This window comes from Kitasatospora sp. NPDC127060, from assembly GCF_042724935.1.
Lineage (GTDB): Bacteria > Actinomycetota > Actinomycetes > Streptomycetales > Streptomycetaceae > Kitasatospora.
The window spans coordinates 1-24,416 of record NZ_JBHXEG010000077.1 but is presented as its reverse complement, the minus strand read 5'-3'; the positions used below and the strand labels follow the sequence as shown (position 1 = coordinate 24,416).

The 24,416-nt window shown below is 74.5% G+C and carries 24 protein-coding genes; 12 read left to right on the top strand and 12 right to left on the bottom strand.

Annotation, left to right across the window (positions count from 1 at the left end):
• The first annotated feature begins 80 nt into the window (after window positions 1-80).
• The 9 genes from ACFWIS_RS31995 to ACFWIS_RS31955 all read left to right on the top strand — a co-directional run bounded on the left by ACFWIS_RS31995 (window position 81) and on the right by ACFWIS_RS31955 (window position 9,080).
• Window positions 81-1,265: an ROK family transcriptional regulator gene (locus ACFWIS_RS31995; RefSeq protein WP_380455033.1), complete on the top strand. Its 1,185-nt coding sequence runs from the start codon at window positions 81-83 to the stop codon at window positions 1,263-1,265.
• Window positions 1,266-1,352: 87 nt separating this feature from the next.
• Window positions 1,353-1,769 carry a molybdopterin-binding protein gene (locus ACFWIS_RS31990; protein WP_188306630.1) on the top strand — a complete coding sequence of 139 codons (417 nt, stop codon included), beginning with the start codon at window positions 1,353-1,355 and terminating at the stop codon, window positions 1,767-1,769.
• A gap of 35 nt (window positions 1,770-1,804) precedes the next feature.
• Window positions 1,805-2,260: a hypothetical protein gene (locus ACFWIS_RS31985; RefSeq protein ID WP_380455035.1), complete on the top strand. Its 456-nt coding sequence runs from the start codon at window positions 1,805-1,807 to the stop codon at window positions 2,258-2,260.
• A complete protein-coding gene (locus ACFWIS_RS31980) occupies window positions 2,257-2,970 on the top strand; it encodes a glycerophosphodiester phosphodiesterase (RefSeq protein WP_380455036.1) in 714 nt (237 codons plus the stop codon). The genes ACFWIS_RS31985 and ACFWIS_RS31980 overlap by 4 nt, the downstream gene beginning before the upstream one ends.
• Window positions 2,967-4,088, top strand: a complete 1,122-nt coding sequence (locus ACFWIS_RS31975) for a winged helix DNA-binding domain-containing protein (RefSeq protein WP_380455038.1) — start codon at window positions 2,967-2,969, stop codon at window positions 4,086-4,088. Before ACFWIS_RS31980 ends, ACFWIS_RS31975 begins: the two co-directional genes overlap by 4 nt.
• Before the next feature lie 103 nt (window positions 4,089-4,191).
• Window positions 4,192-5,274, top strand: coding sequence for an AI-2E family transporter (locus ACFWIS_RS31970; RefSeq protein WP_380455040.1), 1,083 nt, complete (start codon window positions 4,192-4,194; stop codon window positions 5,272-5,274).
• Between the two features lie 71 nt (window positions 5,275-5,345).
• Complete coding sequence (locus tag ACFWIS_RS31965) at window positions 5,346-6,221, top strand: virginiamycin B lyase (RefSeq protein ID WP_380455042.1); 876 nt, start codon at window positions 5,346-5,348, stop codon at window positions 6,219-6,221.
• 397 nt (window positions 6,222-6,618) lie between these two features.
• On the top strand, window positions 6,619-8,403 hold the full coding sequence (gene ctaD, locus ACFWIS_RS31960; RefSeq protein ID WP_380455124.1) for a cytochrome c oxidase subunit I: 1,785 nt from the start codon (window positions 6,619-6,621) through the stop codon (window positions 8,401-8,403).
• 131 nt (window positions 8,404-8,534) lie between these two features.
• The gene (locus ACFWIS_RS31955) at window positions 8,535-9,080 is read left to right on the top strand and encodes a hypothetical protein (RefSeq protein ID WP_380455044.1); all 546 of its coding nucleotides are present in this window, start codon (window positions 8,535-8,537) and stop codon (window positions 9,078-9,080) included.
• A gap of 125 nt (window positions 9,081-9,205) precedes the next feature.
• Here ACFWIS_RS31955 and ACFWIS_RS31950 read toward each other — a convergent pair whose 3' ends face one another.
• Window positions 9,206-9,589, bottom strand: a complete 384-nt coding sequence (locus ACFWIS_RS31950) for a peptidoglycan-binding protein (protein WP_380455046.1) — start codon at window positions 9,587-9,589, stop codon at window positions 9,206-9,208.
• A gap of 96 nt (window positions 9,590-9,685) precedes the next feature.
• On the opposite strand from ACFWIS_RS31950, the gene ACFWIS_RS31945 reads away from it, so the two are divergent.
• Both ACFWIS_RS31945 and paaI read left to right on the top strand, forming a co-directional pair.
• Window positions 9,686-9,817: a hypothetical protein gene (locus tag ACFWIS_RS31945; protein ID WP_380455048.1), complete on the top strand. Its 132-nt coding sequence runs from the start codon at window positions 9,686-9,688 to the stop codon at window positions 9,815-9,817.
• 79 nt (window positions 9,818-9,896) lie between these two features.
• Complete coding sequence (gene paaI, locus ACFWIS_RS31940; RefSeq protein WP_380455050.1) at window positions 9,897-10,310, top strand: hydroxyphenylacetyl-CoA thioesterase PaaI; 414 nt, start codon at window positions 9,897-9,899, stop codon at window positions 10,308-10,310.
• Between the two features lie 34 nt (window positions 10,311-10,344).
• Here the strand turns inward: paaI and ACFWIS_RS31935 are convergent, their stop codons facing one another.
• From ACFWIS_RS31935 to ACFWIS_RS31885, 11 genes are all read right to left on the bottom strand, one after another.
• Window positions 10,345-11,604, bottom strand: a complete 1,260-nt coding sequence (locus tag ACFWIS_RS31935; protein WP_380455052.1) for a phenylacetate--CoA ligase family protein — start codon at window positions 11,602-11,604, stop codon at window positions 10,345-10,347.
• Between the two features lie 73 nt (window positions 11,605-11,677).
• On the bottom strand, window positions 11,678-12,562 hold the full coding sequence (locus ACFWIS_RS31930) for an SDR family NAD(P)-dependent oxidoreductase (protein WP_380455054.1): 885 nt from the start codon (window positions 12,560-12,562) through the stop codon (window positions 11,678-11,680).
• Entirely contained in the window at window positions 12,559-13,920 is a 1,362-nt protein-coding gene (locus tag ACFWIS_RS31925) for an MFS transporter (RefSeq protein WP_380455056.1), read from the bottom strand. Before ACFWIS_RS31925 ends, ACFWIS_RS31930 begins: the two co-directional genes overlap by 4 nt.
• Window positions 13,917-15,143 (bottom strand): AMP-binding protein, encoded by a 1,227-nt coding sequence (locus tag ACFWIS_RS31920; RefSeq protein WP_380455058.1) that lies wholly within the window; start codon window positions 15,141-15,143, stop codon window positions 13,917-13,919. Before ACFWIS_RS31920 ends, ACFWIS_RS31925 begins: the two co-directional genes overlap by 4 nt.
• On the bottom strand, window positions 15,140-16,207 hold the full coding sequence (locus ACFWIS_RS31915; protein ID WP_380455060.1) for a RimK family alpha-L-glutamate ligase: 1,068 nt from the start codon (window positions 16,205-16,207) through the stop codon (window positions 15,140-15,142). The genes ACFWIS_RS31920 and ACFWIS_RS31915 overlap by 4 nt, the downstream gene beginning before the upstream one ends.
• Window positions 16,204-17,577, bottom strand: a complete 1,374-nt coding sequence (locus ACFWIS_RS31910) for a KamA family radical SAM protein (protein ID WP_380455126.1) — start codon at window positions 17,575-17,577, stop codon at window positions 16,204-16,206. The genes ACFWIS_RS31915 and ACFWIS_RS31910 overlap by 4 nt, the downstream gene beginning before the upstream one ends.
• Window positions 17,578-17,706: 129 nt before the next feature.
• Window positions 17,707-19,416: a class I adenylate-forming enzyme family protein gene (locus ACFWIS_RS31905; protein WP_380455062.1), complete on the bottom strand. Its 1,710-nt coding sequence runs from the start codon at window positions 19,414-19,416 to the stop codon at window positions 17,707-17,709.
• A gap of 93 nt (window positions 19,417-19,509) precedes the next feature.
• The gene (locus tag ACFWIS_RS31900) at window positions 19,510-20,925 is read right to left on the bottom strand and encodes a flavin monoamine oxidase family protein (RefSeq protein ID WP_380455064.1); all 1,416 of its coding nucleotides are present in this window, start codon (window positions 20,923-20,925) and stop codon (window positions 19,510-19,512) included.
• The gene (locus ACFWIS_RS31895) at window positions 20,922-21,164 is read right to left on the bottom strand and encodes a phosphopantetheine-binding protein (protein ID WP_380455066.1); all 243 of its coding nucleotides are present in this window, start codon (window positions 21,162-21,164) and stop codon (window positions 20,922-20,924) included. Before ACFWIS_RS31895 ends, ACFWIS_RS31900 begins: the two co-directional genes overlap by 4 nt.
• Entirely contained in the window at window positions 21,161-22,711 is a 1,551-nt protein-coding gene (locus tag ACFWIS_RS31890; protein WP_380455068.1) for an amino acid adenylation domain-containing protein, read from the bottom strand. Before ACFWIS_RS31890 ends, ACFWIS_RS31895 begins: the two co-directional genes overlap by 4 nt.
• 405 nt (window positions 22,712-23,116) lie before the next feature.
• Entirely contained in the window at window positions 23,117-23,476 is a 360-nt protein-coding gene (locus tag ACFWIS_RS31885; RefSeq protein WP_380455070.1) for a hypothetical protein, read from the bottom strand.
• 33 nt (window positions 23,477-23,509) lie between these two features.
• Between ACFWIS_RS31885 and ACFWIS_RS31880 the strand changes: the two genes are divergently transcribed.
• Entirely contained in the window at window positions 23,510-24,361 is an 852-nt protein-coding gene (locus tag ACFWIS_RS31880) for a universal stress protein (RefSeq protein WP_380455072.1), read from the top strand.
• The last annotated feature ends 55 nt before the right edge of the window (window positions 24,362-24,416 follow it).

The following is a 24,416-nucleotide window of genomic DNA, read 5'->3' as shown; positions in this document are numbered from 1 at the left end:
CTCCCGGCGGATGGTCCGAACGGTTCGATAAACTATCAGGAAGGGACCCTGATAGAAACACTCTGGAAGGATGATCGCTCATGACCACCGCGCGTACGGCCACGCCGAGCACCGCCCGGGCGATCAACGACCGGCTGGCGCTCAACCTCCTGCTCGAACAGGGCCCCCTGACCGCGACCGAGCTGCGCGACCTCACCGGCCTCTCCCGGCCGACCGTCGCCGACCTGCTCGACCGCCTCCAGCGGACCGGCCTGGTCGCCGTCGTCGGCGAACGCGGCGAACAGCGGCGCGGCCCCAACGCCCGGCTCTACGCGCTGGTCGCCTCCCGAGCCCACATCGCCGCCTTCGACGTGCGCGAAGGCGGGGCCAGCCTGGTCGTCGCCGACCTCGCCGGGCGCACCCTCGGCACCGCCGAGGTCCCGGTCGAGGGCGACGGCACCCCCGACACCGCCGCCGCGATCGTCCGCACCCTGTGGGAGACCGCCCGCGCCGCCGGCGTCGACCGGCTGCACACCGTCGCCGTCGGCGCCCCCGGCCTGGTCGACCCCGCCACCGGCCGGCTGCACAGCACCGGCCAGCTCCCCGGCTGGCACGCCGAACTCCTCACCGCACTGGGCGAGTTGCCCGACACCGAGGTGATCCTGGAGAACGAGGTCAACCTGGCCGGCCGGGCCGAGTACCGGGTCGGCGCCGCCCGCGACCGCGACACCTTCGTCCTGATCTGGCTCGGCCACAGCGTCGGCGCCGCCGTCATCCTCGACGGGCGGCTGCGCCGCGGCTTCTCCGGCGGCACCGGCGAGATCTGCTTCCTGCCCGTCCCCGGCGCCACCGGACTGCCCAGCGCCGACAGCTGCGAGGGCGGCTTCCACGGCCTGGTGGGCAGCGCGGCCCTGTGCGCCCTCGCCCGTCGCCACGGACTGCCCACCGGCCCGGCCGACGACGCCGCCGCCGCCGAGGCCGCCGTCCGCGCCGCGCTGGCCGCCGGGGCGGCGGGGGCGCCGTTCCTGGACGAGCTGGCCGAGCGGATCGCGCTCGGCGCGGCCAGCGTCTGCGTGGTGCTCGACCCCGGCTGTCTGGTGCTCGGCGGCGAGATCGGCCGGGCCGGCGGCGCCGAACTGGCCGTCCGGGTGGAACGGCGGCTGGCCCGGCTCTCCCCGCTGCACACCGAGGTGCGGGCCGGCACGGCCGGCGGCGGCGCGGTGCTCGCCGGGGCGGTGCTCACCGCGGGGGACGCCGTGCGGCGGGACCTCTTCGGGGAGCCGTAGGCCGTTTCCCGCCGACGTCCCCGGTACGGCAGGATGGCGGCCGGGGGGCGCGTACCCCGTACCTCGAACCACCGTCAGGAGACGCAGATGGGCCAGCCCGACGTGCCGGTCAACCCGTACCGCATCGGTGAGGCGGCCGCGCTGCTCGGCGTCAGCGCGGACACCATGCGGCGCTGGGTGGACGCCGGGAAGCTCGCCGCCGTGCGGGACGAGCACGGGCACCGGATCATCCCCGGGGCCGAACTCGCCGCCTTCGCCCGCGAGCTGGCCCGGCCGGAGATCGCCGAGGCCGAGGGCCGGCCGTCCTCGGCGCGCAACCGCTTCCCCGGGATCGTCACCGAGGTGCGGCTCGGCGACGTGGCCGCGCAGGTGGAGGTCCAGGCCGGGCCGTTCCGGGTGGTGTCGCTGATCAGCCGGGACTCGGTGGAGGAGCTGAACCTGGTGCCGGGCGCCCCCGCCACGGCGGTCATCAAGTCGACCAATGTGATGATCGAACGGCGCTAGCCTTCCCTGCGCGTTCTTCGAAACGAGAGACCCGGATGTCCTCCCCGAACCCACCGCACCAGCCGCACCTGCCGACCACCCAGGCCGCCGTCCTGGCGATCGAGGCCGTCGCCGCCCGGCACGGACTGGCCGTCCGCGCCCAGCACGACATCGGCAGCGACCAGACCTTCGCCGGACTGGTCGGCCAGGACGACGGGGCGGGCGCCATCCCGCACGAGGCGCTGCTGGAGTTCGGCGGGAGCCCGGTGACCACCGTCCGGCTGTTCACTCACGACGAGGCCGTGGTGACCGTCGAGGGCATCGCCTTCGACGTCCCGCGCGACAGCGTCCCGGCCTTCCTGAACTCGGTCTGGTCCGGTCTGGTGCACGTCAAGGCCCGGACCTTCCCGCCCGCCACCACCCTGATCGTCACCGTCCCGGGTGAGCCCGGCTACCGCGAACCGGTCGGTCCGTACGGCCTCACCCCCTGGCTCTCCGGAAGGATCCGATGACCACCCCCGCCGACCGCCGACCGGTGCTCGCCATCGCCCACCGCGGTGACCCCTACCGCCACCGCGAGAACACCCTGGCCTCCGTGGAGTCCGCGCTCGCCGCCGGGGCCGACGCCGTCGAGGTGGACGTCCAGCTGACCCGCGACAAGGTGCCGGTGCTGCTGCACGACCGGACCCTGGAGCGGCTCTGGGGCGACCCGCGGTCGATCGGCCGGGTCACCACCGAGCAGCTGGCCGAACTGCGCCGGGGCGAACTGGCCGTCCCCACCCTCGCCGAGACGATCAAGACCGTCGCCGCCGCGAACGGCCGCCGACTGCTGATCGACCTGGACGAGCCCGGCCCGGCCGCCGCCACCTGGGACGTCGTCACCGGACTCGGCGCCGAGGACCTCGTCGCCTTCTGCGGCCCCGCCACCGCCATGCTCGCCGTGCGCGGACTCAGCCGGGACGCCGAGATCGCGCTCACCTGGAAGCAGCCCCGGATGCCCGCGCCCGCCCTGCTGCGCGACCTGCGCCCGCGCTTCCTCAACCCGCCGTTCGGCCTGGTCACCCCCGCCTTCGTGGCGGCCGCCGCGGACGAGGGGCTCGCCGTCTCCACCTGGACCGCCGACCTGCGCCGCACCATGCGCCGGCTGCGCGACACCGGGGCCGCCTCCATCACCAGCAACCGGATCTCCGTCCTGCGCTCGGTGCTGGACGGCCGCCGGTGACGGTGCTCGGCCCCCGGGCCCTGGGCCGCGCCCTGCTGGCCCGTCAGCACCTGCTCGCCCGCACCGACCTGGCGCCCCTCGACGTCATCCACCACCTCGGCGGGCTCCAGGCCCAGGCCGTACCGCAGCCGCCCTACCTCGGACTGCTCTCCCGCCTCGACGGGTTCACCCCGGACGGGCTCAGCACCCTGCTCGAACAGCGGGCCGCGGTCCGGATCGCGCTCCAGCGCGGCACCATCCACCTGGTCACCGCCGAGGACTGCCTGGCCCTGCGCCCGCTGCTCCAGCCCGTCCTCGACCAGGCGCTGCGCACCACCTACGGCAAGCGGCTCGCCGGACTCGACCCGGCCGCGCTGGCCGCCGAGGCGCGCGCCCTGGTCGAGGAGGAGCCGCGCACTTTCCAGCAGCTCGGCGCGCTGCTGGCCGCCACCCGGCCGGACCGCGACCCGGCGGCGCTGGCCCAGGCCGCGCGCTGCCTGCTGCCGCTGGTCCAGGTTCCGCCGCGCGGGCTGTGGGGTCGCAGCGGCCCGGCCGCCCACACCACCGCGGAGGCCTGGCTCGGCCGGCCGCTCGACCCCGCCCCCGCGCCGGACCGGCTGGTGCTGCGCTACCTCGCCGCCTTCGGCCCGGCCACCGCTGCCGACCTGCAGAAGTGGTGCGGGCTCAGTCGCCTGGGGCCCGTGCTCAAGCGGCTCGCGCCGGGGCTGGTGGCTTTCCGGGACGAGCAGGGCCGGGTGCTGTACGACCTGCCGCAGGCGCCCCGCCCGGAGCCGGACGTCCCGGTGCCGGTGCGGCTGGTCGCGCCGTTCGACAACCTGCTGCTCTCGCACGCCGACCGCAGCCGGGTGCTGCCGGAGCAGTACAAGGACCGGGTGATGACCCGGAACGGTCTGGTGCCCGGCACCCTGCTGGTGGACGGGCTGGTCGCCGGGACGTGGCGGCTGACGGCGGAGCAGGACGTGGTCGTCGAGCCGTTCGTCCGGCTGGCGCGGGCGGACCGTGCGGCGGCGGAGGCCGAGGCCGAGCGGGTACTGGCCTTCGCGGGCGCCGGTGAGGGCGCCCGCCAGGGTGCGGCCGGGGGCGGGTCCGTACGGTTCGAGGCGGCGGAGCGGCCGTGACGGCTCGTAACAGGCGTAACGGGCTCCAAATGGGGCAGATCGTCAGATTCTCTGTTGAGATGGGTCGGTTCGGACTCAACGACGATCCTCGGCGGAGGTGGCCGTGTCCGTGGAGCGCCCGCCCGGTGGGCGGCCCGACCGCCGCAGGCCCTATCTGATGCTGCCGCCCGCGGTGCGGTGGGCGGCGGCCTGGTCGGTGGCGGTGATCCTGCTGATCACCGTGGGCTCGCTGGTGGTGTTCGCGCTCGTCGAGCTGCGGGCCGCCACCGTGCCGTTCGTCCTGGCGCTGCTGGGGGTCTCGCTGCTCCACCCGGTGGTGCCCTGGATGGTCCGGCGGGGGGTGGGCCGCGGCCTGGCGGCCGGGCTGACCTGCCTGGTGCTGGTGGTCGCGGTGGTCGGGGTGATCGCCCTGCTGGTCAACTCCCTGGTGCACAGCGCCCCGCAGATCGCCGGCTCGCTCCCGGCGGCCGGGCGGCGGCTGGCCGACTGGCTCGGGCCGTTCGGGGCGAAGATCGAGCACGCGCTGAACAACGCCAAGGGCGAGACCAACTCGCTGGTCTCGACCCTGACCAACGGCGTGCTGTCCGGGCTCGGCCTGCTCACCCAGGTGATCACCGGCGCCGTGCTGGCGCTCGCCCTGGTCTTCTTCTTCCTGCGGGACGGCCACCGCACCGGTGACACCATCCGCGCCCACCTGCCCGGGCGCGGCGCCGACACCGTGATCGCCTGCGCCGAGCGGGCCTTCGAGGCGATGGCCGGTTTCATGCGCGGCACCACCCTGATCGCCCTGATCGACGCGGTCTTCATCACCGTCGGGCTGCTCGCCCTGGGCGTCCCCGGTGCCCCGGGGCTGGGCGCGCTGGTCTTCATGGGCGCGTACATCCCGTTCGTCGGCGCGTTCCTGTCCGGCACGGTGGCGGTGCTGGTGGCGCTCGCGGACGGCGGGCTGGGCACGGCGTTGTGGGCGCTCGGGGTGGTGCTGACGGTGCAGATGATCGAGGGCAACATCCTGCAGCCGGTCATCCAGAGCCGGACGGTCGAGCTGCACCCGGCGACCATCATGGTCGCGGTGGTGGCCGGCTCCGGCGTCGCGGGCATCATCGGGGCGCTGCTGGCGGTGCCGGTCTGCGCGGCGGGGATGGGTGTGATCTCGGTGCTGCGGGACGTCGCGTCCGCTCCCGATTGAAGCCGGTTGCCGTCGGTTCGGTGGTCGTGGCAGCATCACTAACGCGACGTGAGTTGCGATAGGCCGAAGGGGTGCGGATGGAACTGTTCGAGGTGGCAGAGGCGGGGGCCGGGCCGTACGGGGTGGCCGTGGGGCCGGACGGGGGTGTGTGGTTCACCCTGGTGCACGCCGGCGAGGTGGGGCGGCTGTCGGCCGACGGCTCGGTGGAGCGGTACGGGCTGGGGGTGCCCGGGTGCGGGCCGGCCGTCATCACCGCCGGGGCGGACGGGGCGCTGTGGTTCAGCCGGATGCGGGACCACCGGATCGGGCGGATCACGACCGACGGGGAGGCCTCGTCGTTCGGGTTGCCGAGCGGCACCGGGCCGTACGGGATCACCGCGGGGCCGGACGGGGCGCTCTGGTTCACCGCCATGGGTACCGACGCGGTGGGCCGGATCACCGTCGACGGGGAGGTGACGGACCATCCGCTGCGGATCGCCGGGGCGTTCCCGTCGATGATCACCGCCGGGGCGGACGGCGCACTGTGGTGCACGCTCAACCAGGCGGACGCCGTCGCCCGGATCACCGTCGAGGGCGAGGTGGCCGTCCACCGGCTGCCCACCGCGGGCACCGCGCCGGTCGGGATCACCGCCGGGGCGGACGGGGCGCTCTGGTACGTCGGGATCGGCGGCGGGCTGGTCGGGCGGATCACCGTGGACGGGGCGGTGACCGAGTACCCGCTGGCCGACCGCGCCGCCAAGCCGCACGCGATCGCCGCCGGGCCGGACGGGCGGCTCTGGTTCACCGAGTGGGGCGCCGGCCGGATCGGCGTGCTGGACGCGGACGGCCGGCTGGACGGGTACCCGATCCCCGGCCCGGGCTCCGAGCCGCACGGGATCGCCGTCGGGCCGGACGGCGCGGTGTACGCCGCGCTGGAGCGCGGACAGCTCGCCCGGCTGGTGGGCTGAGCCGCCGCGAGCGGGTGGAGGCCGCCGGCTGCCCGGGCGATCGTCGCCGGCCGGTCCGGCTCGGACCAGCCGACCCGGGACCGCGGGGCCGGGGTCGGCGCTGCGAGGGGTTGGCCGCGCCCGGTGGGGTCGGGGCTGGGCGACGGGCCGAGCCGGGCGCGAGCGGTCGACGGGGGCGGCGTGCGGCCCGTTCGCCGTACCGGTCCCGGTCGGGAGGTCCCGGTGGCGGGTCGGGAACTCGGGCCCAGCGGCCCCGGCCGGGCGGGCCCAACGGCCCTGGGGCGTACGGGGCGTGCGTTCGGATCATGGATCGCCATCCATTCGCACGACGTTCCGAAGGAGTGCGTCCTTGAGCGCCACCCAGGCACAGGGCGACCCCACCGCACTGCCAACGCCCTTGCCGGCCGGGCCGGTTCGGGCCCGCCGACCCGGCTCGGCCGTGGTCAGGCTGCTGACCACCACCGACCACAAGACGATCGGCACCATGTACCTGGTGTCCTCGTTCGCGTTCTTCCTGATCGGCGGCGTCCTCGCGCTGGTCATGCGCGCCGAACTCGCCCGGCCCGGAACGCAGATCCTCTCCAACGAGCAGTTCAACCAGGCGTTCACCATGCACGGCTCGGTGATGCTGCTGCTGTTCGCGATGCCGCTGTTCACCGGCTTCGCCAACTGGATCATGCCGCTGCAACTCGGCGCGCCCGACGTGGCGTTCCCGCGCCTGAACATGCTGTCCTACTGGCTGTTCATGTTCGGCTCGCTGATCGCCGCGGCCGGCTTCGCCACCCCGCAGGGCGCCGCCGACTTCGGCTGGTTCCTCTACGCGCCGCTGTCCGACGCCGTCCACTCGCCGGGCGTCGGCTCGGACATGTGGATCATGGGCGTCACGCTGTCAGGCTTCGGCAGCATCTTCGGCGCGGTCAACTTCATCACCACCATCCTCTGCATGCGCGCCCCCGGGATGACCATGTTCCGGATGTCCATCTTCTGCTGGAACGTGCTGCTCACCTCGGTGCTGGTGCTGCTGGTCTTCCCGGTGCTGGCCGCCGCGCTGCTGGCGCTGGAGTGCGACCGCAAGTTCGGCTCGCACGTCTTCGACCCGGCCAACGGCGGGGCGATGCTCTGGCAGCACCTGTTCTGGTTCTTCGGGCATCCGGAGGTGTACATCCTGGCGCTGCCGTTCTTCGGGATCGTCTCGGAGGTCATCCCGGTGTTCAGCCGCAAGCCGATGTTCGGCTACGCGGGGCTGATCGCCGCCACGGTGGCCATCGCCGGGCTGTCGGTGACGGTGTGGGCGCACCACATGTACGTCACCGGGCAGGTGCTGCTTCCGTTCTTCTCCTTCATGACCTTCCTGATCGCGGTGCCGACGGGCGTGAAGTTCTTCAACTGGGTCGGCACCATGTGGAAGGGCTCGCTGAGCTTCGAGACGCCGATGCTGTGGACGGTCGGCTTCCTGGTGACCTTCCTGTTCGGCGGACTGACGGGCGTGCTGCTGGCCGCGCCGCCGATCGACTTCCACGTCTCCGACTCGTACTTCGTCGTCGCGCACTTCCACTACACGCTGTTCGGCACCGTGGTGTACGCGATGTTCGCCGGCTTCCACTTCTGGTGGCCCAAGATGACGGGCAAGAAGCTCGACGAGCGGCTCGGCCGGATCACCTTCTGGACGCTCACCGTCGGCTTCCACACGACCTTCCTGGTGCAGCACTGGCTCGGCGCCGAGGGCATGCCCCGCCGGTACGCCGACTACCTGGCCTCGGACGGCTTCACCACCCTGAACACCGTCTCCACCATCGGGTCGTTCCTGCTCGGGCTGTCGATCCTGCCGTTCCTCTACAACGTCTGGAAGACCGCCAAGTACGGCGAACGCGTCACCGGGGACGACCCGTGGGGCTGGGGCCGCTCGCTGGAGTGGGCGACCTCCTGCCCGCCGCCGCGGCACAACTTCGTCAAGCTGCCGCGGATCCGCTCCGAATCCCCGGCCTTCGACCTCCACCACCCGGACATCGCGGCCCGGGACGTGCTGCAGCACACCGGGAAGCCGGCCCAGTACCTGGGCGACGTGGAGCCGGTGAAGTACGACCGGCCGCTGAGCCGGGCGGAGCGGGCGCGGGTGGCCTCGGCGGTGTCGTCGTCGGCGTCCTCTTCGTCCCCTTCGTCGTCCTCGGCCGCCGACGGCTGAGGACGCCTCCCGAACGCCGTCCCCGCCCGCGTCGCTGCCCCCGGGCGGGCTGGGACGGCACCCGACTCCCGTGCCCCCGACTTCCGTGCTCCCCGTCTCCTGTGCTCCCCGCGACAAAGGAAGGCCGGCCCGTGACCCACACCGTCCTCGCCATCGGCACCGCCGCGCTCACCGCGAGCGGCTGCGTCTGGTACCTGCCCGCCATCGCCGACCTCCAGGCCGGTGCCGACCGGCCCCGCTCCACCCGTACCGCGGCGGCGGCCTGCGTGCTCTGGTGGGCGGCGCTCGCCCTGGCCGGCGGACTGCTGCTCGCCCTGCCCGACTGGCATCCGGCCGCCCAGGTGGCCCTCACCGGGCTGTTCGGAGGTACGGCCCTGCGGGTGCGGGCGCTGTGGGACCGGCGCGAGGAGCAGCGGGAGAGCGCGGCCGGCTGGGCCGCCCTCGACCCGGCCCTTGACGCCGGGCCGGTGCCGCGGAGCGGCCGCCCGGCGGCCGTCGCGCTGGCCGGCTGGCTGGTGGTGGGCGCGGCGGTGGCCTCGCTGGGGGCGGCGGCGATCCTGCTGTCCGACGGGGGCGGGCCGGGTTCGAAGGTGGCGCTGGCGGCGGTCGGCGGGGCGGGTGTGGCGCTGGCCTTCCTGCTGGTGGGGCTGGGCGACGTCCGGCGGCAGGACGGTTGAGCGGCGGCTCGCCGGGTGCCCGCGTGGCAGGGTGCCCGCGCCGCCGGGTGCCCGCGCCGCCGGGAACGGCGTCCGGCCCGCGCCGGATGGGGGCGGCGCGGGCCGGGGACGGGGGTGCGGAGGGATCAGAAGTAGGTCGGGATGTAGGAGTAGCAGGGCTGGGAGTGGCTGTAGAGCATGTAGTTGCCGGTCTGCGGACCGACGATGCCGTCCACGCCGACGGACGGGTCGGCGTTGTGCTGGACCTGCTGGAAGTAGGTCACCAGACCCTTCGTCTTCGGGCCCCAGATGCCGTCCTCCTGCACCTGGGCGCCGGGGTTGCCCACGACATTGGCGACCCAGTTGTTGAGGACGGTCTGCACGCAGTGGACGGAGTTGTAGCTGTTCGGATAGCCGTCGCCGATGTCCGAGACGCCCTGTGCTGCCTGGGCGGGTGCGGCCAGGGCGAGGGTGGCGGCCGCGGTGGCGAGGGCGAACGTCGTCTTGAGGGCGAGCTTCGTCCGCTTCATGAGGTCCTCCTCCGGTGGGCCCGGCACGGCGTCCGGGCAGGCGGTGATCAGCCAAGCAGTGCGCCGGACGTCCCTCCAGGGCGTTGCCGTCCCGGGATGGCAACGGGACAGCGGGGGGACAGTGCGTCCCGGCTGCTCGCCAAGCTCCGCGAGGAGCGGCGGGTGCAGGCGGCGCTGATCGCGACCGAGCCGGGGCAGTCGGCAGCGGCGGGTCGCGAGGCCTGCTGACCGCGCATCAGGCGGTGACCGGAGGCGGTCCGTCCCCTACGCTGGGCCGGACACCGCCGACGGAGGGACCAGCGACGCCATGTTCGACCCCGTGATCGCCGCGCTGTACGAGCGGGACGAGACCAGCCGCTCGCTGGGCATCGCCCTGGAGGAGGCGTCCACCGGGCGCGCGGTGATGCGGATGACGGTGGCCGCGACGATGGTGAACGGGCACGGCACGGCGCACGGCGGGTTCCTCTTCCTGCTGGCCGACGCCGCGTTCTCGTACGCCTGCAACAGCCACGGCCCGGTGACCGTCGCCCAGGCGGCGCAGGTGGCCTTCCTGGCCCCGGCGGCGGTGGGGGACGAGCTGGTGGCCGAGGCGGTCGAGCGTTCGCGGGTCGGCCGCGCCGGGATCTACGACGTGACGGTGCGCAGGGCGGCGGACGCCGCCGTGATCGCCGAGTTCCGCGGGCAGAGCGTGGCCATCGGGGGCCGGCCGCAGGGCGGTTGAGCGGCCGGCCCCGTGCGGGTCGGTCCCGTGCCGGTCAGTTCCGGGGGCGCTCGTCCAGGACCTGTTGGAGCTTGCCGGTCCGCGGGTTGGTGACCAGCTCCGAGCGCGGCACCCACTCCACCGAGAGGCCGTGGATGTTGCCGACGGCGACCTCCGCCGGGTAGAGCGGCAAGGCCTCGTGGACGGCGGCGACGAGTCGGCCGGCCAGTTCGGCGGGCGGGGTCGGGCCGAGGTGGCCGAGCCGCAGGATGACGCCGTCGCGGCCGTCCCAGCGCCGTTGGACCAGTTGCATCCCGGCGATGTGCCGGTCCGGGTCGGCGGCGAGCAGGACGGCGCGGATCTCCTCGGTGGGCAGGGTGACGGTGCCGACCCGGGCGCCCTCGGTGGAGCGGCCGAGCAGCCGGAAGCGGCGGCACCCGCCGTCGACCCACTCGGCGCGGTCGCCGGTGGGGTAGCGCAGGATCGGCATCAGGGTGCGGAACAGGTTGGTGACCACGACCCGGCCGGGGGTGCCGGGGGTGGTGACGGGCTCGCCGGTGACCTCGTCGAGCAGTTCCACCACCGTGCGGTCGGCGAAGGCCTCGTGGACCCGGACGTCCTCGCCGGGGACGGGCGCGCCGACCAGCCCGGCATCGTTGGAGGCGTAGCCGACGGAGGCGACGGCGGCCTTCGGGAAGGCCCGGGAGAGCAGCGGGCGCAGGTCGGCGAAGAGCAGGTCGCCGCCGAACAGCAGTAGTTCGACGCCGTCGGCGGTCTCGCCGCGGGCGAGCAGGCACTCGGCGACGGCGCTGAGCTTCATCGGCTCGCCGGCCAGCACGTGAACGCCGAACCCGGCGATCAGGTCGGCGATGTAGCCGTCCGGGGCGGCGCCGCCGACACCGAGGCGCACGTTGTCCACCGGGGCGTGGTGCAGGGCGTTCTCGATGTAGAGGAAGCCGCCGTAGAGTTCGCCGGCGACGAAGAGGTTGGCGACCCGGTGCCCGGGGCGCAGCCCGGCCCGGACGAGTCCGGCACCGAAGGCGGTGACGGAGTCGGCGTGTTCGGCGCGGGTCCACGGCGAGAACTTGGGGACGCCGGTGGTGCCGCCGGTCTTGTAGACGCCGGCGTCGGTGAGCGGGCCGGTCAGCACCCGGTTGTCGGGCCAGGTGTTGGCCGTCCAGAACGCGGTCTGGTCGATCACCGGGAGCTGGTCGAGCCGGTCGGCGCCCTCGGGCAGGTCGCGGTAGAGCTCGGCGTAGAAGGGTGAGTTGGCGCGGGCGAAGCGGATCAGCTCGGCCAGGGGCTTGGCGGGCATGGCGTGGCTCCGGGGGTCGGTGGTGGCAGCGAGGTCGGTGGTGTCAGCGGTGTCGGTCGGGACGGTGGGCGGGTCAGGAGGGGGCCCGGCCGAGCCAGCCGCGGGCGAGGGTCTGGACGGCGGAGCCGTCGGGGTCGGCGAGTTTGGCGGCCAGGTAGTCGGCGGCCCAGGCGTTGGCGGGCACCCGGAACGGCGGCCGGCGGGCGCGCAGGGTGCGCACCACCACCTCGGCGACCTCCCGGGCCGGCTGGCCGGCCGACTCCCAGCCCTGGCCGCCGACCCATTCCAGGTAACCGGCGAAGGTGGGCGCGTACGGGCCGGAGGCGGCCTGGATGGTGCTGCGGTCGATGTCGGGGAAGACGCCGAACCCGGTGTCGGGGACGAAGCCGGGCACCACCACCGACACCCGGACGCCGTGCGCCGCGGCCACCGGGGCGAGTGCCTCCATGAAGCCCTCGACGGCGAACTTGGCGGCGCAGTAGGCCTCGTTGAAGGGCTGGCCGACCACGCCGTGCACACTGCCGACGGTGACGAGCCGGCCACCGGCGGCGCGCAGCAGCGGCAGGGCGGTCCGGCTGACGGTGGCGACGCCGAAGAAGTTGACGTCCAGGTTGGCGCGCAGCGCCGCGTCGGTGGACATCTCCAGGGTGGGGTCGGAGTTGGAGACGCCCGCGTTGTTGACCACGGCGTCCAGCCGCCCGTACCTGCGGTGCACGGCGCTCAGGCAGTCGGCGACGGATCCGGGGTCGGTGACGTCCAGCCGGCGGACGTCGACGGTGACCCCGGCCGCCTCGGCGGCGGAGCGCAGGGCCCCGGCCCGGGCGGGTTCGCGCAGGGTCGCGACGGTGGTGTAGCCGGCCCGGGCCGCGGCGACGGCGGTGGCCAGGCCGATGCCGGAGGAGGTGCCGGTGATCAGCAGGACCCGCCCGGCGGGGTCCACGGGGTCGGGCCCGGTCACGCGGTGTCCCCCACGGCGTCGTCCGCGGTGTCCGCCACCGCGGTCGCCCCGGCGCGCCCGGCCGCGTCCAGCAGCGGCTGGAGGCCGAGGGCGGGGACGAAGGAGCAGGCCGCCAGCAGGGTGCCGCCGGCCATGGTGAACCGGGCGGCGTCCAGGACTCCGAGTGGTCCGGTGAGCAGCGAGACGGCCAGGCCGCCGATCAGCGCGGCGAGCGGGATCACCCCCCAGGTGACGGTGCGGAAGGCGGCGTGCATCACGCCCTGGTTGCGCGCGGACATCCGGGACTGCCGGGCCGGGGCGCTGCACACGTTGATGCAGGACATGAAGAAGCCGTAGCAGCCCATGGTCACGGCGATCACCGGGCCGGCCGGCAGCGCGGGGGCGGCGAGCACGCCGAGGCCGACCAGGCAGTGCAGCAGCAGCGACCAGGCCATCGTCCGGCCGAGGCCGTACCGCCGGGAGAGCCGGGGGGCGACCACGGCCCCGAGCAGCGCGCCGAGCGCCGCGACCGACATGGCCGCGCCGAAGACGCCGACCTGGACGCCCAGGCCGCGGTAGGCCAGCACGGGCAGCACGGTGACGAACACCGGGCCGCCGGAGTTGAGGATCACCGCCGCCAGCACCACCCGGCGCAGCACCGGGTCGGACCAGTTGAGCCGGAAGCCGAGGGTCAGCCGCTCCCGGACGGAGCCCTCTGTGACCGTTCGCTCGCCCCAGGGGCGCATGGACCGGAAGCAGGCCGCCGAGACCAGGTAGCTGGCCGCGTCGACCAGCAGGGCGGCCACGCCGAGTGCGCTGTAGAGGGCGGCGGCGATGGACGGCCCGGCGACCTCGGAGACCGAGCCGCTGCCCTCCAGCCGGGAGTAGGCGCGGACCATGGCGTCCTCGGGCACCACGGCGGGGACGGCGACCAGGTAGCCGACGTTGAAGAAGATGGTCGCGCCGCTGATCACGGCCACGCAGCCGAACAGCAGCGGGGTGGAGAGCACGCCCAGCGCGTAGGCGAGCGGGATCGCGGCGACGGCGGCCAGCCGGACCAGGTCGCATACCAGCATGGTGCGGCGCTTGTCCCAGCGGTCCACCAGCACCCCGGCGATCGGGCCGAGCAGCGGGATGCCGAGGTACTGGGCCATCGCCACCACGCCGACCTGGAGGGCGGAGGCGTGCAGCGCGAAGATCATCAGGGTCGGGACGACGAAGACGGTGACCTTGTCGCCGACCAGGCTGACGGTCTGTCCGGCCCAGAACAGCGAGAAGCCGCGCCCGAGCGGCATCGGGCGGGCCGACTCGTCGGGTCGGGACGGCTTGTCCGGGCGGGCCGACTCGTCCGGGCGGGACGGCGCCGGCTCCGCCGTCATGACTCCTCCCGGACGACCAGCGCGGCGGTCTTGCCGGTGCGGCCGTTGCTGACCAGTTCCGCCACCGGGCGCACCCGGAAGGAGCCCGGGTCGTGCTGGAAGGCGGTGCCGAGGGTGAAGGTGGCGGTGAACAGTTCGGTGCGCAGCCGCTCGACGTCGGGGGCGGGCGCCGGCCCGGCGGGAACCACCAGCAGTTCCACGCCGGTCGCCCGGCCGGCCCGCTCGGTGAGCACCACCTGGGCCCGGGCCACGCCCGGGGTGCGCTCCGCCCGGGCGATCAGCTCGTCCACGTCCAGCCCGAGGCCGCGCACCTGGACGACGCTGTCGCGCCGTCCCAGCACCCGCATGGCGGGCTCCGGGTGCCCGCACGGGCAGGCGGTCAACTCGCCCGCGTCGCCGGTGCGGTAGCGCAGGACCGGGTTGAGCATCGCCGGGTCCAGGGAGGTGAAGTCCAGCAGGCCGTCGGCGTCGGCGTGCACCAGTTGGTGCGGCAGCGGGTGGAAGAGGTCCGCCGGGCAGTCGGGGGTGTTGGTGCCGACCACCCAGGTCTCGGTGCTGCCGAACATGCCCCAGCGCCGGGCCCGCGGGGCGACTGCGGCGAGGTCGGCGGCCAGTTGCGGCTGCCAGGCCTCACCGAGCCACAACACCTTGCGCAGCGCGGGGAGTTCGATCCCGGCGGCGCGGGCGTGGGCGAACCAGAGCCGCAGCACGCTGGGGGTGCCGCCGATGGCCGTCACCCGGCGGGCGGCCAGGAACTCCAGCCAGGCGCCGTACTCGTCCCCGGGGACGGAGCCGAGGGCGATGATCCGGCAGCCGGAGAGGTCGGCGAGCGCGGCGGCGAGGAAGTGCGCGCCCCACATCCGGCCGGCGCCCCAGGCGTTGACGAAGAGGTCGGTGCGGTCGAGCGGCTGCCAGTGGGCGTGCACCCCGGCCATGTAGAAACCGGTGGGGGCGTAACCGAGCTTCGGGGCGCCGGTGGAGCCGCCGCTCTGGAACAGCCAGGTGGCGGACTGCTCGGCGGCCGGCTCCAGGTGGGCGAGGGCGGTGTTGAGGTCGTCCTTGGCCAGCGGCGGGAGGTCGGCGAGCCGCTCCAGGGTGTCGGCGTCCAGGTGCGCCGGGTAGCGCGCGGCCAGGGCGGGGACGCTCCGCAGCCGCTCCAGGGTGCGCCGGGCCACGTGCAGCCGGGGCCCGGCGGCCTCGGGGGCGAGCGAGAAGGCGGTCATCGGGGGTCCGTCCGGTGCTGGGGGCCGTGGGGGAGGGAGAGCGGGCGGGCGCCGTCGGCGAGCCACTGGGCGTGGCCGTTCCGGTAGGCGGCGAACCGGGCCCGGGTGACGTCCCGTTGGAGGGTGCGGTCCGGGTCGGTGTGGTCGGGGGCGATCACGCCGTCCGGCTCCAGCTCGGAGAACCAGTAGCGCTCGCCGTCGTACAGGAAGTCGACGCAGAAGAACGGGATCGGCAGCCGTTCGGCGAACCAGGCGGTGGCGGCGGCGAGTTCGGCTGGCACCGGGGGGAACTCCATGCCCCCGCCGCGGCTGGCGTTGGCGACCGGGGAACCGGGTTCGGGGGTGCGCTTCATCACCGCGTAGGGGCGGCCGTCGACCACGTACACCCGGTAGTCGATGGTGCCGTCGCCCAGGTAGGGCTGGATCACCAGGCTGGTGTCGCCGCCCTGGGCGAGGCTGGCCAGGCCCCGGACGTCCTCGGGGCTCCGGGCCAGGTTGATCCCGCCGCCGCCGCACCAGCCGGCGGGCTTGACGATGGCCGGGTAGGTCATGGTGCCGAGCGCGACCTCGTAGCCGTACTTGGCGGTGTCCCGGCCGGTGCCGATCCGCACGGTCGGGATGGTCGGCACCGGGGAGTCTGCCAGGAACAGCAGGGTGGCCAGCTTGTCGTTGCCGATCAGCGACACCTGGGGCGGGAACGGCAGGTAGAAGCCTGCCTGTTCGAGCACCGCGTACAGGGCGTACTGGTTGAAGACGTCCATCGCCTGGTACGGCAGCGAGTAGAGCGCGGTGATGAACAGGGTGTCCTCGGGGGTCACCGGTTCGTCGTCCACGTACACCCGGGGGCGGCCGGGGCCGGTGGCGTCCACGCTGACGGCGTCCGGGGCGTGCCGGCTCCAGCGCAGGCCGAGGTCGGCGGCGCTCTCGGCGTAGAGGTCCCAGAAGAAGCCGTGCCACATCTCGGCCATCCGGGAGGACTCCCGGTCGGGGAAGATCCAGCACATCCGGCGCAGCGGGCCGGCCGGGTCGCCGGGGCGGGGGCGCTCAGCGGTGCGGGTGCTCATCGGGCTCCTCGGGGTGCGGGGGACGACTCGGCCCACCATCGGCGGCCGGCCTCGGGGAGGGTGTCCACCGGGTCGTAGTAGGGGTGGCGCCGGTCGAGCGCGGGCTCGTCGGCCGGGTCGTGCTCCAGGCTGGTGCGGTAGTTCTTGGTCCAGTAGGAGATGCCGCGCTCGCGGTCGTAGGCCACGGCCTGGTGCACCCAGCGCTTGCCGACGTTCGGGACGTCGCAGACCAGCCGGGGGGTGGCGTAGCCGGGGAGGTAGCCCATGATCGCCTCCTGGAGATGCTGGGCCCGGTGCAGCGGGGTGCGCCAGTGCTCGGCGCCCGGGACGACGTCGCAGAGGTAGAAGTAGTACGGCAGGACGTTGGCCTCGCCCTGGAGGGCGAAGCAGAGGTCCAGCAGGTCCTCCGGGGTGTCGTTGACGCCGCGCATCAGCACGCCCTGGTTGCGGACGTCCCGGACGCCCGCGTCCAGCAGCGCCCGGGCCGCCTCGGCGACCAGTGGGGTGACCGAGCGGACGTGGTTGGCGTGGGTGTGCACGGCGAGGTTGACGGCCCGGCGGGCGGCGATGCCGGCGACCCTGGCCACCCCCTCCAGCACCCGGGGCTGCAGCCAGTGCTGGGGCAGGCCCACCACGGCCTTGCTGGCCAGCCGGATGTCGCGGACCGAGCCGAGGTCCAGCAGCCGCAGCAGGAAGGACTCCAGGCGCGGCCAGGGGACGTTGGCGAGGTCGCCGCCGGAGACCACCACGTCGCGCACCGAGGGGGTGCGCTTGAGGTAGTCGAGCATCTGCTCCTGCCGGTCGGCGGGGCGCAGCAGCAGCCGGGTCTTGGCGACCTGCGGGGTGGAGGTGCCGACCAGGTCCATCCGGGTGCACTGGCCGCAGTACTGGGGGCAGGTGGCGGTCAGTTCGGCGAGCACCTTGGTGGGGTAGCGGTGGGTCAGGCCCTCGACGGCCCACATGTCCGCCTCGTGCAGGGAGTCCCGTTCGGCCCGCGGGTGGCTGGGCCAGCGCGGGTGGCGGTCGGTCCGGACCGGCAGCATGTAGCGGCGCACCGGGTCGGCCAGGAAGGCCTCGGTGAAGGCCCGCGGCTCGACCGGGGCGACGGCCGCCATGGTGTTCAGCACCTGGGGCGGCAGCAGGATCGGCATGGTGGCGAACTGGGCCTGGTCGGCCGTGAGTTCGTCGTAGAACCGGTCGGTGAGCAGCTCGCCGACGACGGCCCGCAGCTGGCGGGCGTTCTGGACGGAGTGGGCGCGCTGCCACTGGGCGTCGCGCCACTGGGCCTCGGTGACCCGCCGCCAGCCGGGCAGCCGGCGCCAGTCCGGCTCGACCAGCGGCGTGCGGACGTACTGGTACGGCTGGCGGATCGCGGGGCGCTCCGGCGGGTCGCCCGCAGCGTGGTCCGGAGGGTTGCCCGCAGGGTCGTTCGCCGGCCTGCCCGCAGGGGAGTTCGCGGGGTGGTCCGCCGGACGGTGCACTGGGTGGTCCACGGCGCCCTACTGGCCGGTGAGGAGGGTGGCGTGGCGGGTGCGCAGTTCGCGTTTGAGCACCTTGCCGGTCGGGCCGAGCGGGAAGTCCTCCGGGGTGCGGGCGAGTCGGACGGCGGCGAGGGCGGCCAGTCCGGTGGCGGCCAGCGCCCGGTTGGCGGCGGCCCGGACCGCCTCCTCGGCGCCGTCCTCCGCCACTCCGTCCTGCAACTGCACGACGGCGACCGGGAGTTGTCCGGCGCCGGGGCCGGCCGGGACGCCGACCACCGCACAGTCCCGGACCAGCTCGGCGCAGTCGGCCAGCAGCACCTCCTCCAGCGGCAGGCTGTAGACCGGGCCGTCGACGGTGTCGATGACGTCCACGGTGCGGTCCAGGTGGTGGAAGCGGCCCTCGGCGTCGCGGCGGGCGACGTCGCCGGTGAGCCAGTAGCCGGCCAGCTCGAAGCTCGCGGTCAGCCGCTCGTCGTTCCAGTAGCCCGGGGTCAGCGAGGGCGAGTCAACGGCCAGCAATCCGGCGGTGCCGTCCGGGAGTTCGGTGCCGTCGTGGTCCAGGACGGCGGCCCGGCGGACCACCTCCAGCGGTCGGCCGACGCAGCGGTCGTCGCGCCCGCTCTCCGGGGTGGTGACCTGGCCGAACAGCGCCATGCCCATCTCGGAGGAGCCCAGCCCGTCGACGAACTGCGATCCGGGCAGGGCGGGTTGCTCGGCCTGCTGCCGCGGCAGCAGCCAGGGGCGGATGAGTCCGGCGGGCCGCTCGCCGAGGGTGACCAGCCGGCGGATGTGCCCGTGGTGGGCGCTGTCGCCGGTGTTGAACCAGGAGTGCACCCGGGCCGCGCCGCGCACCGGCAGCTCGCCGGTGGCCAGTTCGACGAAGGTCCGCGGGAAGGAGGCGACCATGGTCGGCTGGAAGGCCTCCATCACCGGCTCCACCACGCTGCGCCGCCAGTCGGACATCACCACGGTCGGCAGCCCGAGCAGGACGGCGGTGAGGAAGTAGCTGAGGCCGCCGGCGTGGGTGTGCGGCATCAGCGACATCAGCCGGTCGTAGGGCTCGGCGGGGAAGCGCGTCATGCGCGGCTGCTTGCCGTCCCAGAAGCCGCGGTGCGCCAGCATGGTCGACTTGGGGGTGCCGGTGGTGCCGGAGGAGTGGATCAGCGCCACCACGTCCTCGGCGGCGTGCCGGTACGGGTGGTCGGCGGGCAGGTCGGCGCCGGAGGCGTCGAAGGCCCGCACCTCGGCGGCCGGGGCCAGGAAGCGGGGGCGCCGCTGGGGGTCCTGGCGGTAGGCGGCGGCCAGCCGGGTGGTGTCGTCGGCGACGACCCCGACCACGCCGACGTGGTCCAGGTAGCGCACCAGCGCGTCGTGCCGCAGCGCGTCGTTGACCAGTGCGGGGACGGCGCCGAGCGAGGTGAGCGCGAGGAAGTGCAGCAGCGGCTCCAGGCCCTCGCCGACCACCACGGCGACCGGTTCGCCGGGGCGCACCCCGTTGGCGTGGTACCAGGTGGCGTAGCGGTCGCGCAGGGCGACCAGGTCGAGCAGGCTGTGGCCGCGCAGCACGACCTCGCCGCGGTGGTCGGTGCGGTGGGTGAAGACGAACGGGACGGACCGGTGGGGGTTCGCCGCGACCGCGTGGTCGAGGAAGTTGCCTGCCCCGAGGGCGGGTTCGGTCATCAGCCGCTCGCGGGCGGCGAGGGGCGCGATGGGGGTCTGATCGCTCATGGCGGTCTCCGGACGTGGGGTGCCGGGCGCGCGTCCTCGTGGGACGGCGCCTGGGGGTGTGGTGAGGGTGTGGTGAGTGGCCGGGGCCGGGGCTCAGTCGCGGGCGAGGACCTCGGCGACCACCCGGTGGCCGGAGCGGACCGCGCCCTCCATCAGGCCGAAGAAGGCGGTGCTGGTCTCGGTGCCGGCCCAGTGCACCCGCCGGTGCGGCGCGGTCAGCGTCGGGCCGGTGCGGATCCAGTCGCCGGGCCCCAGCAGGGCGGCGTAACAGCCCTTGCTGTACGGGTCGTCGAGCCAGTCGGTGATGTGGACGGCGACCGGCTCGGGGAGCATCGGGAACAGCCGCCCGGCCTGCTCGACGACCTCGGCGCGCTGCCGCTCCGGGGTGAGCGCGCCGAAGCGGTGGGCCTCGGCGCCGGTGACGAAGCCGGTCAGCACGCCGATCCCGGCCGCGGGCGAGTCGTCCACGGTGGACAGCAGCGGCCCCCGGGCGTTGACCGACCATCCGGAGAGGCCGTGTTCGCGCCAGAGCGGGGACGGGTGCACCAGGTGGACCTTGATCGCGCAGCCGCGCGCGGTGCGCTCCCCGGCGCGCGGCGCCGGCAGCGCGGGTTCGAAGGAGATCGCGTCGGCGAGCAGTGGTGGCAGGGCCAGCACCGCGACGTCCGCCCGGTGGGTGCCCCGGTCGGTGTGCACCGTCACCGCCCGGTCGTCCTGGTGGACGGCCCGGACCGGCTCGCCCAGGCGCACCCGGGCGCCGAGCCGCTCGGCCAGCCGCTCGCACAGCTGGTGGGCGCCGCCGTCGATCCGGTCCTGCTGGGCGCCGCCGGCGAAGGCGTTGAGGTAGCGCAGGCCGCCGCCGGAGCGCAGGTAGAAGGCCAGGTGCAGGACGGACACGTCGGCCGGGTCGGCGGCGCACATCTCGCCGAGGAAGAGCGGGAAGAAGAGCCGGGCGTCCGGGTGGGTGAGGTGCTGTTCGGCCCACTCGGCGGCGGTCAGGGCGTCCAGCCGCTCGGCGTCGGGGGTGAGCCAGGGGGCCTCCGGCCTTACCGCGTCGGTGAGTTCGGCCAGCCGCTCGAAGAGGTCGCCGAGGGCGACGGCGTTCAGCGGGGGGAACCGGCCGTCCAGGGTGGCGGGTTCGGGGCCGCACCCGGCGTTCGGGGTGGGATCGGTGCTCGGGGTCTCGTTGGCGTTGGGGGTGTCCCGGGCGCCCGGAGCGGCCTCGGCGAGGGCGAAGCGGCTGGCGCCGAGCATCGTGGTGGGGGTGGTCTTGAGTCCCAAGTCGGCGGCCAGGGCGAGCAGTTCGGTATGCCGGTCGCCGAGGTAGGCGGCGCCGGCGTCGACCAGGACGCCGGGGGCGGCCTCGATGCCGTGGGTGCGTCCGCCGACCCGGTCCCGGGCCTCCAGCACGGTGACGGCGTACCCGTGGGCGGCCAGTCCGGTCGCCGCGGTGAGTCCGGCCAGGCCGGCGCCGACCACGACGGCGCTGGGTCTGTGGTCCCCGGTCATGCGGCGGCCGCGATGCGCTGGGCGAGGCCGGCCGGGGTGGGCGCGAGCAGGAAGTCGTCGAAGGTCAGCTCGACGCCGTGGGCGCGGGCCACGGCGCTCAGCACCCGGGTGGCGACCAGGGAGTCGCCGCCCAGGTCGAAGAAGTCGGACTCGGCGGTGACGTCCTCCCGTTCCAGCACGCGCCGGAAGACGGCCACCAGGGCCAGGGTGTCGGCGGGGGTGGTGAGGTCGGTGCTCATGGGGAGGTCTCCTTCGACCTGTCGGGGGAGCCCGCGTAGCGCAGGTGGCAGCCGGTCCGGTCGACCTTGCCGCTCGGGGTGTGCACCAGGGCGGGCACCAGGGTGATCCGGCCCGGTACGAGGTGGCCGGGGACGCTCGCGCGCAGGTGGCGCAGCAGTTCGCGGTCCAGCTCGGGGGCGGCGGCGTACGGGCGGGGAACCACGTACGCGACCAGGGTGGTGCGGCCGGCCGTGGTGACGCCGGTGACGGCGGCGGCGGAGACGTCCGGGTGGCCGGTGAGGTGCGCCTCCACTTCGGCCGGGTCCACCCGGATGCCGCGGACCTTCAACTCGCCGTCCAGCCTGCCCCGGTGGCTGAGCAGCCCGTCCGGTTCGCGGCTCATCCGGTCGCCGGTGCGGAAGAAGCGTTCTCCGTCCAGGGTGGTGAACCGCGCCGCGGTGGCCTCGGGCAGGCCGAGGTAGCCGAGCGCGAGCGACGGCCCACCGATCAGCAACTCGCCCTGCTCGTCAAGGCGTTCGACGATGTGCGGCAGGGCGCGGCCGATCGGTGCGCGGGCGGTGCCGTCCCAGCCGCGCCCGGGCGCCAGCGGACCGGCGAGGTCGACGGCGTGGGTGATCTGGGTGGTCTCGGTGCAGCCGTAGGTGTTCAGCAGCCGGATCCCGCCGGTCGGCAGCCGGGCCCAGTCGGCCAGTCTGGCGGGTGCGGCGGCCTCCCCGCCGATCACCAGCAGGCGCACGCAGGTGGGCAGCCGGTCGCCGGAGTCGACCAGGTGGTGGACCAGTTCGTGCCAGAAGGCGGTGGGCAGGTCCAGCACGGTGATCCGCTCGTGTTCGATCAGCCGCAGGAACCGGGGGAAGGAGCCGCTGTGCGCGTCCCGGTCGATGACCAGGGTCGCGCCGGTGGTGAGGGTCGGGAGGATCTCCTCGAAGCAGGTGTCCCAGTTGAGCGAGGCGAACTGGAGCACCCGGTCCTCGGGGGTGAGCCGGAACAGCGCGCCCAGGGCGTGGGCGGTGGCGGCGACGGCCCGGCGGGGTGTCAGGACGGGTTTCGGCTGCCCGGTCGAACCCGACGTGAAGAGAATGTAGGCCGGTTGCTCCGGGTCGGCTCCGGGCGGGTGCGCCGGGGGGCTTCCCGGGGGGTTCCCGGAGTTTTTCGATGATTGGGGTAACTCCACTAATCGCATTGCGAGTTCGAGGTGGTCGGTGGAGTCGGCGGACACCGCGGCACGGCACCGAGCGGCCGCCGCCATGGCGTGTCGGCGGGCCGCCGGGAATGCCGGATCGACGGGACAATAGGTGCCTCCGGCGGTCAGCACGCCGAGAAGTGCGACCACCGTTTCCGGTGCGTGGACGGCCGGCACGGCGACCGTGCCGGGATCCGGGCCCAGGCGGGTGGCCAGGGCGTTCGCCGCCTCCTGGAGGCGGCCGTAGGTCAGGGCGTGTCCGTGGTGGACGATCGCCGGACGGCGGGGATTTCGACGTGCGATATCACTGAACGCGTCGAGTAGGTCGGGGGCGACCTGGAGAGTACCGTGATTATTTGACATGCCCGCCCCAAATGCGCTGAGAACTGCTCATCCGTGCTCGGCGAACGGCGACTCTACCTTCGAACATGCGTGGCGACAATGGATGTTGAGGGTGTTCTTCCAAGGCTCCGTGGTGGAACTGTGAACTGCCCCCGACCGGCCCGTCCGTTCGAGCAAGGACGGTGCCGGTGAGCTGATCTGACATGTCCTCAACTCGCAGTGGAGTGTCGGGTTCCGACGGATCCCCGCGCACCCCTTGCCGACCGCGCGCCCGTTCGCTTGACTACCGGTCGGAACGCGGAGCGGCGGTGCCCGGCCGGCTCGGCCTCCCGGACTCGCCGCCACCCGCCGAGCGGTGCGGATCGCTCGCGATCAGGCCCACCGGAGCCCGTACGTGGGCGAGTGGGAGGCAGTCGATCAGCGGGGTCACTGGTTGACCTCGCTGGAGAGCACCGCGCCCAGGCCGTCGTCGCCGCGCAGCCGCCGGGCGAAGAGCACCGCGACGATCAGCTCGGGGACAGGCCAGGGGCGGGGCCGGGAGCGCGGCGCGGCGGTGGTGGCGGAGTTCCCCCGTACGGCGGCGGGCGCGCGGATCGGCCCGACCGCCGGGAATCCGTGTCCATGCGGTAGCGCCCGGGTGTCGGCGGGGTGACGGCCGGGGTCGCCCGTACTGTTCCGGCGGGGGGTCTTTCGTCCCGTGGGCGGAGGGCTTGTGGCCTCTGGCGGCGAGTCGTCGACGGGAGCAGGGTGGGAGCGGAGCAGGGTGGACGGGGCGTCAGGGCGCACCGGTCCCGACGCGGAACCAGTGGAGGAACGCACATGACGTCAACCGTGGTGGCCGGGGTCGACGGCTCACCGGAGAGCACCGCCGCCGCCCAGTGGGCCGCCGAGGAGGCGCAGCGCCGCGGGGCCTCGCTGAGGCTGGTGCACGCCTGGCCGTGGCTGACCGACGGGGTGTCCTCCTTCGCCGAGCCCGACGACCTGCCCGCCGCCGCCCAGCGCACCCTGGTCGAGGCCGCCGACGGCATCCGCGCGCGCCACCCCGAACTGGCCGTGGCCACCGACGCGGTGCTGGACGCCCCGGTCGACGGACTGGTGGCCGCCGCCGCGGACGCCGACCTGCTGGTGCTCGGCTCGCGCGGGCGCGGCGGCTTCACCGGGCTGCTGCTCGGCTCGGTCAGCATGGCGGTCGCCGGGCGCAGCGGCGCGCCGGTGGTCGTGGTGCGGGAGACCGGCTCTGCGGGTTCCAACGAGGTGGTGGTCGGCGTCGACGCGCACGCCCCCGAGGAGGAGGTGCTCGCCTTCGCCTTCCGGGAGGCGGCCCTGCGCGGTGCCCCGCTCCGGGCCGTGCACGGCTGGGACCTGCCGCCGCTGTTCGGCTACGCGGGCGGGGCCGTCCCGGCGGGCGAGGTCGAGCAGTTGGAGGCCCTGGAGGCGAAGCTGCTGTCGCTCGCCGTGGCCGGGCAGTGCGAGCAGCACCCGACCGTCGAGGTGGTCGAGGACGTCCGGCTGGGCGCCGCCCGCGGCCTGGTGGAGACCTCCGCCGGCGCCGCGCTGGTGGTGGTCGGCCGGCGGCGCCGCCCGAACGAGCTCGGCCCCCGGCTCGGCCGGGTCGCCCACGCGGCGCTGCACCACGCCGAGGCGCCGGTGGCGGTCGTTCCGCACGGCTGACGTACGGCCTGCCGGTCGAACGCGACGGCCCGGCGGCGCGGAACCGGTGACGTTC